This window comes from Nocardiopsis akebiae (genome assembly GCF_018316795.1).
Taxonomy (GTDB): domain Bacteria; phylum Actinomycetota; class Actinomycetes; order Streptosporangiales; family Streptosporangiaceae; genus Nocardiopsis; species Nocardiopsis dassonvillei.
Genome location: NZ_CP074132.1, coordinates 422101 through 435951, shown reverse-complemented (window position 1 = coordinate 435951; position 13851 = coordinate 422101). Strand labels below are relative to the sequence as shown.

At 73.1% G+C, this 13851-nt stretch carries 2 protein-coding genes; both read left to right on the top strand.

What is annotated here, in order from left to right:
• Window positions 1-755: 755 nt before the first annotated feature.
• Entirely contained in the window at window positions 756-1502 is a 747-nt protein-coding gene (locus KGD83_RS01915; RefSeq protein WP_212642246.1) for a hypothetical protein, read from the top strand.
• Between the two features lie 42 nt (window positions 1503-1544).
• Window positions 1545-13844 carry an ADP-ribosyltransferase gene (locus tag KGD83_RS01910; protein WP_212642245.1) on the top strand — a complete coding sequence of 4100 codons (12300 nt, stop codon included), beginning with the start codon at window positions 1545-1547 and terminating at the stop codon, window positions 13842-13844.
• Window positions 13845-13851: the final 7 nt, after the last annotated feature.

The following is a 13851-nucleotide window of genomic DNA, read 5'->3' as shown; positions in this document are numbered from 1 at the left end:
CGGCCGCCGCGACCTCCGGCACCACCGACGCGTACGTGTCCGGGGTGGAGCTGCACAGCCGGTCCCCGGCGTCGCCGACACCGTCTCCCCGTCCACCGCGGCCGCCGGGGCGAAGCTCGCCGCGCGACGCCGCGCGTCGTGGAACCGGATCGTGGTCAGGACCGCCGCATCGGCACGACCATCAAGCTGTCGCCGAAGATCAGCGCGGTGGGCGACATCACGGCTTACGTGCCCGCCGCCGAGACCCGCCGGCTCCACATGGGCGTCCGATGCGCCCTCGGCGAAGCCGAAAGGACCGGGCATGACGCACTCCACCGAAACGGGCGCCGAGCCGGCGAAGGATTCACCACTGATCGTCACGCAGTGAACCGGGTGGGCCGGACGAAGCCCCCGCACGCGGAACACCGGCCCAGCCGACACCGCGTCACCGGGCCGGCAACCTGTGAAAACGGTGCCGGGCGCCTGGCAGACCCTTCACCGTGAGCGACTCCGCCCCTAGCGGAACAGGAAGGGAATATCCGCCGGGCTCCAGGGAAACCGTCGCGGAAGTACTCGGTGCGCCAACCGGGGGACCGCGTTCCAAAAACCTCCCACAGTCGCCGAATCTCACACTTGACCTTGAGGAATTCACCTGGAACCCCGGAGTATCATTCCAGCCCGGGGAATAGGAGGGCGATCAGCGCGGATTCTCCGGTGTTACGTTCGTGGCCGCGTAGCGGCGCCAAGGGACAGCTAGCGGAAAGGAGGAGTCGTGTATGCCGTTGGACCCGAACATGTCCGACTCCTCACGCGACGCGATCAAGGTCCTCACCGGCATCGAGGTCCCCCGCGCCGGACTCTTCGAACTCGGCCGCGCCTCCGAGGTCTACGGCACCCTCACCCAACGCCTGCAACACCTCGAGGAACTCCTCGCCCTCAGCCGCTCCCACGCCCGCCGCCACTTCGACGGCAAGACCGCCGACTACTACGAACGCTCCCTGGACCAGTTCACCAAGGGCGACAACAACTACGTCGGCTCCGCCCAGAACAACTCCACCGTCATGTCCACCGAACTCTTCAAGGCCCGCGCCAACGTCGAGTACATGCACATGATGGTCATCGGCCAGTTCGTCCAACTCCTGGTCGAGATCGCCTGGGCCATCGCCACCGCCAAGTTCACCTTCGGCGCCTCCCTCAAGTGGATCCCCGTCTTCAAGGCCATCCGCAGCCTGGCCATGCGCCGCATCCTGGCCTGGCTCGCCTTCACCGTGCCCAGCCACCAGATCCTCAGCCAGATCTTCGCGAGCATGGACAGCATCATCCAGCGCATCCAGATCGGCCGCGGCACCCGCCACCACCAGGACAAGAAACTCACCCAAAGCTCCCACACCGGAGCCGCCGCCGAGGGCCTGCTCTCCGCCCTGCTCTCCGCGGGCCTGGACACCCTGTTCGCCAAGAACCTCACCGACCTGTTCAACATCGGCCTGAAGAACCTCGACGACCTGCCCGACCCCCGCCCCTGACCCGCACCACCGGCGAGAGCGGCCCCCACCACCCGGCCCCCTTTGCGCCCGAGCCCCGAGGACCCGCCCGGACCGCCCCCCGGCGGCGGACCCGACACGCCCCCCACCGGACCCGTCAAGGACGACCCGCCCGCCAACGGACCCGGCCGCGACACCGACACGCCGCCCCCCGGCGGCGGACCCGACGCGCCCCCCACCGGACCCGTCAAGGACGACCCGCCCACCAGCCCCGACCGGGGCCCGGACTCCCCCACACCCAAAAACGACCCGACCAGCACACCCCTGGCGCCACCGACCCTGAACAAGGACCTGGCCCAGATCCTGGGCCGCCACAACGACGAACTCCTGACCCCCTACCACCCCGGCAGCGCCCCCGGCGCGGGCGCCTTCGACAACCCCGCCAAGGCCGCCGCCGCCCGCGAGGAGTTCGCCGACCTGTTCGCCCGCCACTTCGGCGACCACCTGGGCCACCAGGCGGCGCGCGAGTTGGGCCGCGACTACGCCCGCGCCCTGACCCGGCACTGGAACGACCCCGCCCTGGGCCAGCACCTGCGCCAGAGCATCGGGGACCGTCTGCCCCCGCACATGCGCGACCACCTGTCCGACGTGCCCGTCAACCTGCGCCAACCCCTCAACGACTACTTCTCCACCGCCAGCGCCTACGCCCAGCAGACCGGGGGCAGCCTCGGCTCCGGAGCCCTGGAGGGCTACCTGGGCGAGGGGCTGGGCAGCCTCATGGACGGACGCGGTTGGCAGGCCTCGGTGTGGTCGGCCACCGCGGGCGCCTCCCAGGCCGGTATCCAGCAGGGCGCCACCGACGGGGCCCTGCGCGGTATGGACCTGCTCAAGACCCCACCCGACCTGTCGGTACCACCACCCCCGGCCGAAACCACGAGTGAGGACATCAGCGGCCAGAGCGGTAACCGCGTCGGCCCCGGCGGCACCAACCCCTGGGCGCAGGGAGACGGCGGTCCCGACCAGGACGGTGACCGTGCCCCCGAGCGCGGCGGTGACCGCTCCCACCGGCAAGAGGACCGCGACGGCGACGGGCCCTCCGTCTTCGGCCGCGACGGTGCTCCGGAGTCCTCCGGGCAGGGGACCGGTAACCGTGACGGTGTTCCCGAGGTCGATGACGTCCCCGACCTGATCAGCGACACCGGCTCCGACTACGGCGACACCGACACCGACACCGAGTCCGGCGGGCCCGAGGACCGCGACCGGACCTTCGACGACGACGTCGGCGTGCACCGCGACGAGGACGCCCCCACCCTGGCGCCCGACCCCCTCAAGAACCCCGACCCCGGCAAGGACCCCTTCCACTCCGCCGACACCCCACACCCCGCACCGAGCGGCGGTCCCTTCCATCCCGGAGCCAACGACGCTCCCCTGACCGTGAACTTCCTCAACGCCATCGTCCCCGACAACCCGATGACGGACCCGCCCCCCGGCACCGAGCAGCCCACACCCCACCCGGACAACACCGGCGACACCGGCGACAACAGGGACACCGGCGACACCAACCCGAACGACCGCCCCGACCCCGCTCCAGAGCAGCGGCACACCCCCGCCCCCGTGGCCGTGGCACCCCCCGCGGGCCAGACCACCGCACCACCCGCGAACACACCGCAGAACACCACCCCAGACAGCGGCGGACGCGCGCCCCAGCGCACCAGCGACAACCGCGCGCCGGACTCCTCCCCCCAGGGGACGAACGGCGACGGTGCGCGCGGTACCGGCGAGAGCACGCCACAGTCCGACACCGCACCCGCACCCGCACCCGAGCAGCGGACCGCGTCGGAGGACGTCCCGCCGTCTCCGCGGCCCGTCGCCGAAACCGGCGACGACCAGCACGAGACCGGACCCAGGACGCAGAGCGCGCCGCCCCCGCAGCCCGCGGCCGAGAGCGGCGGCGACCAGCACGACACCGGTCCCGGGACCGAGAGCGGACCGCCCCGGGACACCGAGGACAGCGGGCGCACCGCTCCCGAGCGCGACGCCGAACGGTCCGACGGGCGCGACGAGGACGCCTCCCGCGAAGACGACCGCTCCCAGGACGAAGCCGAGGACCGGTCCGGCGACGACGGGCGGCCGGACGAGGGAACCGACGGCTCCGGCGACGGCCAGCGTCCCGCCGCGAACAGGGAGGCGTCTGAGGACGGCAAGGACCGCTCGGGCCGGGAGGAGGGCGACGGATCCGGTCGTGAGAACCGCGCGGGCGGTGAACGCGAGGGCGAAGGCGCCGGGTCCGCGGACCGGAGCGGCCCCGAAGGGGAAACCGGTCCGGAGCGCAACGCCTCGCCCGCCGCCGAGGGCACGCCGGTCACCGCGCGGAGCACGGACACGGACGCGCCTCCGGCGCCGACCGCCGCCGGACCCGAGCGCGCGGCGGACAGCGGCTCCGACGCCCCCGGACAGACGCGCACCGACCCCACGGCTCCCGGGATCGACCCGAGGGCCGACGCCCGTGCCGCGTCGGTCCTGGACCGCCTGCCCGAACTCACCCGGGCCCTCGCGGACAAGGACCTGTCCGGGGCGCGGACGCTGGGAGCCGATTTCTGGAGGCTGCTGCGACCGGTCGACGGACCGGCCCCGGAGAACCACTCCATCCGCGAGGCGCGCGCGCTGGCCCAGGCACTGGTGTACGTCCTCTCCGACCCGTCCAACAGGCGCGTCCCGTTGAACGGGGAGTCCGCCCCTCCCGAACGCGTCCAGGACGCCGAGTCCCTGGCCCGCGGCATCGGCCGCCAGCTCCGCGACCGCCACGACCCGGTCCGCGCCCGGCTCTGGCTGCCCGGCGGGCGGCTCACGACGGACTACGTCCGCTACGCGATGCAGGACCCCGAGGACCGGGGGCCCTCCCCCTACGGCGCACCGGACGCGGTGAGGACCGTCAACACGGCGCTGGTGGACGGCGACGGAGACGCACCGGCCTCTGGAGAAGGGCCCGGGGAGACGTCGGCACCGGGCCGGACGGCGACCGACACCGACGACACGGCCGCGGAGGTGCGGGACCCGGACGGGGACGGCACCGGGACGGTCGGCGCTCCCCTGAGCGACCGGGCGGAGCCGGAGCCGGAGGAGCGTCCCGCGACCGCCTCGATCCTGGACACGTTCCACAGCGCCCTCAACGAGCAGACCCCGCCCGACCGGAGCGGACCGGTGACCGGGGAGGAGTCCTCCGGCCCGGGGGACGGGCCCTCCCCGCAGCCGCCTCCAGCGCGGTCGGCGCCCGAGCCGAACACGGACGACGACGTGACCGTGTTCCTGATGGAGACGGCGGAACAGGACCCGTCCGAGGACGACGGGCCCTCCACCGGTCCCGGGTGGACGCGCGACCGGGAGGACGGGATGGCCGGCATCCTGGGGCTGGAGGACCCGGCCGCCCGCGCCGCGGAGCTCGATGACCCGGGCACCAACCCGCACACCTTCGACGCGCTGCCCCGGGACCAGCGCGAGGCCGTCGTCTCGCAGGCGGCCAGCGACTGGCTCTCGTCCCTCACCTGGATCCCCTCGCTGGACGCCCCCTCCGTCCAGAAGAGGCTGGAGGACCTGACCTACGACGCGGACGACAACGCCACCGGCGACGACCTCAACGGCTGGCCCCTCTACGAGAAGAACGGGAGGCGCTGGCCGACCCTCGCCGAGATCCGGGAGTTCCACTCCAACGGCGGTAACTCCCACACCCTCATCCGGCTCATCGACGACGTCTTCAAGGCGCCGGACCCCGGACAGCGGCTGCGCCACTGGTACGAAAACTCGGACGAGGCCGGTGCCCTGGCCAGGGCCGCCGGCGGCGCCTACCCGACGGCCGACCGGGTGCTGGACACCCTGCGCACCCTGGACGCCGCGACCGACCGCCCGCTGCCGGGCCCCCTGGAGGTGACCTTCACGCTGAGCGGGGACGAGGGTCTCGCCGGGCTCGCCGGATACGTCGAGGGCGACCCCTCCTCGCTGGTGGGCACCGATCAGCGGGAGGCGGGGTACCTGCGCACCTCCCTGGACCGCTCACCGGCGACCGGAGGCGACGGCACGGCCGTGGTCCGCCTGACCGTGCCCGAGGGCGGGCGCGGCCTGTGGATCGGCGACAGGGCGGACACCTCCGACCCGTACACGCTCCTCCTCCCGCGCGGCACCGGCTACCGCGTCACCGACGTCACGGAGTCGGACGGGATCGTGGAGATCACCGCCGTGGCCCTGCCCGCGGAACCGCGACCGGTGGCCGCGCCCCCGGCGGAACCCGCGGCGGCCCACGACGACACGGGCCACGGAGATCACGAGAGCGACGCCAGTTCGGAATCGGACGCCTCGGACGCGGAATCGGACGACTCAGACGACTCGGACGCGGACACCGACGTCAGGGGCGCCCTCGACGAGGACGGCATCCGCCGCTTCGACTCCCCCGAGGAGATCGAGGGGCAGGACCGGTGGCTCCAGGACCCGGCGAACAACCCCCACGCCTTCGACACCCTCACCCCCGACCAGCGCCGGACGGTCGACTCCTACGTCGAGTCCGCCTGGATCACCCGTGTCGCCCGCATCCGGCCCTTCCTGCCCCAGACCGTCGCCCGACAGCTGATGGAGTGGCGCTCGCAGTCCCGGACCGAGGCGGCCGACCCCGACACGGCGCAGACGGCCCACGGCTGGGACCTGTACGAGGCCAACGGTCTGGTCTGGCCGACCGTGGAACGGCTGCGCCAGATCGCGGCCTCCCCCCAGCCGCTACCCCCGCGGACCCGCGGGCTCATCCAGTACATCCTCGACGCCCCCGACCCCCGTGCCGAACTCGGCCACTGGTTCCAGAACGCGGGATACGCGGGGGTCATCGCCCGGCTCAACGGGGGCGTCTACCCCGACGCCGCCGAGACCCGGCGGCTGTTCCGCCTGATGGACGGCGCGGTCGACCGCCCGCTGCCCGAGGGCATGGCCGTCTCCCGCGGCATGCAGTCGATCGACCACCTCCTGCGCACGACCGGGGGCACTGACCCCCGCGGGCTGGTGGGCACCGTCCACACCGAACCCGGCTACATGTCCACCACCCTGGGCGACACCCCATTCAAGACGGACGCGGAAGGATTCCCCTTCCTGTTGCGCCTGGACGTGCCCGAGGGGAGCCGGGGCCTCTGGATCGGTACGCGCAGCCAGGACCCGGAGCAGATGGAGCTCACCCTGGGCCGCGGCACCACGTACCGCGTCACCGGCGTCCAGGACAGGATCGACCCCGAATCCGGCGGCCCGCAGACCGTGGTCACCGCGACCGTGGTCCGGCTGCCGCGGGCGGTGCCCGACCTCTTCTCGGAGGGGAGCACGGGTGAGGACGGCGTCCGCAGGTTCTGGAGCACGGAGGAGGCCCACTGGTACGGCCACCGCCTCCACGACCCGGCGCACAACCCGCACGCCGTCAACGCGCTCCCCCGGGCACGGCAGGAACTCGCCCGTGCCCTCAGCGCGCTCGCGGGCGGGTTCGACCTCACCCGGACGGACCCCGACGGCGCCCGGGAACTGCTGGACTCCCTACGCGCGGCGAGCCGCGTCACCCAGGCATCCACCCCGGCGGAGCGGCAGCAGGTCATCGGGTGGGAGCTGTACGAGGCGAACGGCCTCACCTGGCCGTCCCCCGACCGGCTGCTCCAACTCCTGTCCGTGGAGCGGGTGCGCAACCCCGCGCGGGCGCGGTTCATCACCGACATCCTCAGGCAGGGCCCCCAGGAGGCGGCCCGCAGGCTGGGCGGGCTGTACAACTCGGCCGGGGCCGCCGGGGTCCTGGCCCGCGCGAACGGGGGCGCCTACCCCTCGCCCGAGAGGCTGCTGGACATGCTCGCCTCCTATGAGAACGCCGTCCGCCGCCCGCTGCCCGACGCGGTCGAGAGCACCTGGTACCTGGACCAGGCGACTGCGCGGCGGTTGCACGGATTCGACCCGCGCGACCCCTCCGCGCTGGTCGGGACCGAGCAGACCACCCGGGGGTACACCGCGGTCGCGCTCAACCCGCGTCCGGTCGGCCCGGGCGAGGGGCCGGCAGCGGTCGTCCGCCTCGTCCTGCCGCCGGGGGCGCACGGCCTCTGGCTGGGCGGCGCGGGCCCCCGCCCCCAGAACCAGGAGATCGTCCTCCCGCCGGGGACCGGGTTCCGGATCGACTCCGTGGACACGTCCGGAGGCCGTCCCGTGATCACCGCGCGGGTGCACGCGCCGACGGACGACACCGCCGCGCCCGAGGCGGTGAGCGCGCCGCCCACCGCAGAGGCAGCACACGAGGCGGTGAGCGCCCCGCCCACCGCAGAGGCCGCGCCCGACGGGGCGAACGACGCCGTCACAGGACCGGACACGGCCCGCAGCGGTCAGGAACCCGGCGACGGACGGGGCCACGTCGACGGGAACGGGATCCGGAGGTTCCGCACGGAGGAGGAACTCGACGCCTACGACCTGTGGCTCCACGACCCCGCCAACAACCCGCACGCCTTCGCGGCCCTGAGCCCTGAGCACCGGAACAGGATCACGGGCTACACCATCGACGGCTGGCTCAACACCGTGGCCCGCAATTCCATGAACGCGGAACGGGTGGGGATCGTTCTGGACCTGATGCGCCAGGACACCGTCGCGTCGTTCGAGACCAACCCCATGGGCTCGCGCGGCTGGGAACTGTACGAGATGAACGACCTCGCGTGGCCGACCCTGGACCGGCTGCGGGAACTCCTGGAGCAGGGACGCGTTCCGGAGAGGGCCGAGGGCTTCGTCAGGTACATCCTCGACGCGCCGGACCCGCAGGAGGAACTCGACAGCTGGCACGCGCGCGCCGGTGAGGCCGGGGAGGTCGCCAGGTCGAGCGACGACGCGTTCCCGCCCCCGGAACGCACGCTCGAACACCTCCGGACCCTGACGGAGGCCATCGACAGGCCCCTGCCCGAGGGGATCGAGGTGATCCGCGGGCTGGAGGAACTGGACCACCTCGAAGGCTTCGACGGCAAGGACCCCTACTCCCTCGTGGGCACCGTCCACACCGAGCGCGGGTTCATGTCCACGTCTCTGGGGCACGAGCTCGCCGGGGTCACGTCCAATTACGCGCACGCGTTGCACCTGACCCTCCCCCGCGGCTCCCGGGGCGTCTGGATCGGTTCGGAGAGCAGGCACCCCGAGGAGCGCGAGATGATCCTCCCCCCGGGTACGACCTACCGGATCACCCGGGCGGGCTGGGGCGGCTCCCGCGGACTGGAGGGCCTGTACATCGAGGCCGAGGTGATCGTGCCGGAGCGTCCGGTTCCCGAACCGGACCAGGAGGGGACCGAGGAGTCCGCCGACCTGCACGTGTTCACGGCGGAGACCGACACGGACGCCACCGTCACGGGCCCCGACGAGCCCGGACTCGGTGCGGACGCGGAGGCCGGACTGGCCGCGCTCCTGGGGCTGGAGGACTCCGGGCGCGAGAGCGACGGAGACGACGCGTACGACGACCGGCCCCTCCTGGACCGCTACGACTCCGACGACGAGGCGCCGACGGCCCCGCGCGCCGACCGGGCCCGGCTCGACCGCACGGACGACGGCGACACCGAGGCCGCGACACCCGAAACGGGCGGCGGAGAGGTCCGCGGGTTCCGCACCAGGGAGGAGTTGGACGCCTTCGCGGAGCGGATGGAGGAGCGGGACGGTGAGCCGCACACCTACGGCGCCCTGCCGCCGGAGCTGCGCGCCCTCATCAGCGGGCACACCGCGTTCCCCTGGCTCAGCAATCTCGCCCGGCTCGGGACCTCCGACCCGGCGGTCGTCCAGGCCAGGCTCGACTTCTGGAGCAGAACCAGCCTGGACAACGCCACCGACCCCGACACCCCCAACGGGTGGGTGCTCTACGAGGCGAACGGCCTGTCGTGGCCCTCGCTCAGCCGGGTGCGGGAACTGTACGCCGAGGGAGGCCGCTCCCAGGCGTTCGAGGCGGTCGCGGCGGACATCTTCGGTTCCTCCGATCCGCGGCTGCGACTGGACTACTGGTACGAGAACGCGGACGACGCGGGGGAGGTCGCCCGGGCCAACGGCGGTGTCTACCCCACCGGGGACAGGGCCCTGGAGCTCATCCGGGACATGGACACGGCCGTGGACCGGCCCCTGCCCGGCCCGATCGCGGTGTCCTTCGCACTGGACGTCGAACGGGACCTGCCCGGACTCGACGGATACGACTGGGACGACCGGTCCGCCGTAGTGGGCAGGGACCAGCGCGAGCGGGGTTACACCACCGTCTCCCTGGGCGACTCGCCCTTCACGACCGCGCAGCGCGACACAGTGGCGGTCGTCCGCATGGTCCTCCCCGAGGACGCGCGGGGTCTGTGGATCGGCGACCGGGGCGCGACGGGCGACCCGCACGCGCTGGTCATGCCCCGGGACTTCGGCTACCGCGTCACCGACGTCCGGATCACCGACGACGGAATGGAGATCGACGCCGAGCCGGTCCGCGCGGACACGTCGGCGCGGGAGCCGTCGGCGGAGGCCGGAGACGGCGACTCCGAGACCTCCACGGTCCTCGACGAGGAGTCGCGCCCTCCGGCGGGCGACGGCCGCGGGCACGTCGGCGACGACGGATACCGGCGCTTCCGCGCCCCGGAGGAACTGGACGCCTACGACCAGTGGCTCCAGGACCCGGCCAACAACCCCCACGCCTTCGACACCCTCACCCCCGACCAGCGCCGGATCGTAGACGCCTACACCAGGTCCGCCTGGATCACCCGGATGGCACGGATCCGGCCCCTGTCCCCGACAGGCGTGGCGCGCCAGTTGGAACTGATCCGGGCCGGGGCCCAGAACGAGGCCGGGCAGGCGGAGACCATGGTGACCGCCCACGGCTGGGACCTGTACGAGGCCAACGGACTCACCTGGCCCACCCTCGACCGGCTGCGCGAGCTCCGGGCGAACCCGGAGGACCTCCCCCCGCGCGCCGCCGGGCTCATCGACTACGTCCTCACCGCCCGCGACCCCGCCGCGGAGCTGCGCTACTGGTTCCACAACGCCGGGTACGCCGGGGTCATCGCCCGCCACAACGGCGGGACCTACCCCGACGTGGACCGCGTCCTGGAACTCTTCCGCCTCCTCGACGACGCCACCGACCGTCCCCTGCCCGAAGGCGTGGTCGTCTCCCGGGGCATGCACTCCATCGACCACCTGCTGCGCGCGGCCGGCAGGTACGACGCCGACGACCTCGAAGGCACGGTCCACACCGAACCCGGGTACGTGTCCACCACCCTGGGCGACCAGGCCTTCAAGAGCGATGCCGCCCCCTTCCGCTACCTCCTGCGGCTCAACGTCCCCCAGGATGCGCACGGCCTCTGGATCGGCTCCCGCAGCCACGATCCCGAACAGCGCGAACTCACCCTCGCCCGAGGTTCCACCTACCGGATCACCGGTGTCCGGGAAACGTTCGACATGAACACGAGCGGGATCGTGACCGTGCTCTCCGCTGAGGTGGTCCTGCACCCGGAGCCCTTCGCCGACCCGCTCTCGGACGGACGGCTGGACGCGTCCGGTGTCCGGCGGTTCCGGACGCCCGCGGAGGCCGACTGGTACGCCCACCGGGCCGGGCGCGCGGAGGGCGGCATGCCGGGGCTGGGCACCCTGCCGGAGGAGGCGCGCCGCGTCGCCTCGGCGTTCTCGGACACCCCGTGGCTCGCGGACCTGGCACTGGTGCCCCCGGACGACGTGCGGACGCAACTCGACCGGCTGCGCTCGATGAGCCGTAGCGAGCGGCCCTCGGTCGTGGACCCCCACGGCAGCAGCGGCTGGGAGGTCTACGAGGCCAACGGGCTCACCTGGCCCACGCTCGACCGGCTGCGGGAGATCGCGGACGCCGCCGAGGAGGGGACCCCCAAAGCGCACTTCCTGCGGACGATCCTCGCGCTGGAGCGTCCCGAGGAACGGCTCGCCGGTCTGTACCGCAGGAGCGGTAGGGCCGGAGCGCTGGCCGCGGCCAACGGGGGGACCTACCCCTCCGCCGAGGATGTGCGGGAACTGCTCGGAAGCTACGACGAAGCGGTGGGGCGCCCGCTTCCGGACGCGGTCGAGACGACGTGGGTCATGACCCACACCCACGACCTCCGGTTCCCGGAGGGGTACGACGAGAGGAACCCCTCCGGCCTGGTGGGCACCGTCCAGAGCAGCCCGGGGTACACCACGGTCTCCTTGAACCCGGAACCCGTGGGCGTGGGGCACCCCGCGGTGACCGTCCGGCTGACCCTGCCCGAGGGCGCGCACGGGCTCTGGCTGGGCGCGGAGGGCCCGCGGCCGTCGAACCACGAGATCGTCCTGCCGCGGGGGATGTCCTATCGCGTCACCGGCGCGGAGAGGACCGCCCACGGTCTGCTGCTGTCCGCCGAGGCCGTCCTGCCGGAACAGACCGGCACCGCCTCCGCGGCCCGACCGCCGACCGTGGAGGAAGCCCCGCCCGCGACCGGAGGGGGGACCGGGCAGGACACGGCCGCCCCCGGCGGGGAGACGGGACAAACAGCCGCCCCGGAGGCCTCCGCGGACACCCCCGCCACCGACACCGGGACCCCCGACGACGGCAGGGGGTACGTCGACGACCGGGGCGTGCGGCGGTTCCGCTCGCCGGAGGAGACCGACGCCTACGGCCGCTGGCTCCACGATCCGGCGAACAACCCGCACGCCTTCGACACCCTCCACGACCGGCAGCGCGAGGACGTGCTCGGGTACACGGCGGACGGGTGGCTCAACGCGATCGTGCGCGAGAACCTCTCGCCCGAGCAGATCCAGGACGCCCTGGACGAGGTGCTGGACGAGACCCGCCTCCAGACCAGCACGGACCCGATGCTGGCCCGCGGCTGGAGCCTGTACGAGCTGAACGACCTGTCCTGGCCCACCGTCGAGCGCCTCCGGGAACTCATGGCGCAGGACCGGGTGCCCGAACACACCGCCGGCTTCGTCAGGTACATCCTCGACGCGCCGGACCCGGAGGCGGAACTGGCGGGCTGGCACCGGAACGCGGGCGCGGGCGGTATCGTGGCGCGGTCCAACGGAGACGTGTTCCCCACCGCGGCCGACGTGGCCGCGTTCCTGGAGCGTCTCGACCGGGCCGTCGACCGCCCGCTGCCCGACACGGTCGAGATGGTCCGCGGCCTGTCCGAGGTCTCGTTCCTCGACGGGTTCCGGGACATGGACCCCTACTCCCTGGTGGGCACCGTCCAGACCGAGCCCGGTTTCATGTCCATGTCCCTTGGCAACAAGCTGGCCGAGCACCACAAGGCCGAATCCGGGCACGTCGTCCACCTGACCGTGCCCGCGGGCAGCCGCGGCCTGTGGATCGGTGAGAGGAGCGACTACCCGGAGGAGCGCGAGGTCGTCCTCGCCCGGGGCACCACCTACCGGATCACCCGCGCGGGATGGGGCGGATCGTTCGGGGTGCCGGGGTTCTACATCGAGGCCGAGGTGGTGCCCCCGCCGCGGACGGAGACCGCTCCGGCGCCGGAGCGGCGGGCCGGGGAGGCCTCGGACGTCCAGGTGCTCACCGTGCTGACCGAAACGGAGACCACCGTGACCGGGCCCGAAGAAGTGGGGCTCGACAGCGGCACCGAGGCCTTCCTGAGCGCCCTCCTGGGGCTGGACTCCGCCGCTTCCCCGGAGACCGGGGCACAGGCCGCCGGGCCGGACCTGCCCGCCGACCGCCCCGGACGGGTCGACCCCGACGGCGTGCGCCGGTTCGGCACCGACGACGACGGCTCGGGGTACGGGAAGCTCGTCCTCGGCGACCGGTTCCCGTCCCTGGCCCCGGAGCAGCAGGACTCCGCCCGGGCCTACACGAAGAACGCGCAGTTCTACAACGACTTCTCCCGGCACTCCAACCCCGAGTCCGAGGTCCTGCGGCTCAGCGAGCAGCGGTTCTTCGGCTCCTGGGTCGAGAAGTGGTTCGACGGGCACACACCGACCCGGGAGAACGCCGAGAGGACCTGGGACCTGCTGCGCGAGGGGATGGACCGGCTCGACCGGGCGGTGGAGCCGGTCCCGGAGGCGGTCGAGGTCCGGCGCTCGGTGTTCAGCGTGGGCTTCATGGCCCCGCCGGGGCGGCCATTCCACGACCCCACGGACCTGATCGGCACGGAGTTCCTCGAACGGGGGTTCCTCTCGGGGTCGCTGGGGGTCGAGACGGTGAACCGGACCGCCGCCTACCAGTTCCACCTGGCCGTGCCCGCGGGGCACCCCGCCCTGTGGATCGGCGAGAACAGCGTGCACCGGACCGAGAGGGAGCTCCTCCTGCCGCGCGGAACGCGCTTCAGGATCGACGACGCGCTCCAGGACCCCGACACCGGCCAGTGGACCCTGCGGGTGACCGTGCTGCCGTTCACCCCGCGACCGTGACGAAGGA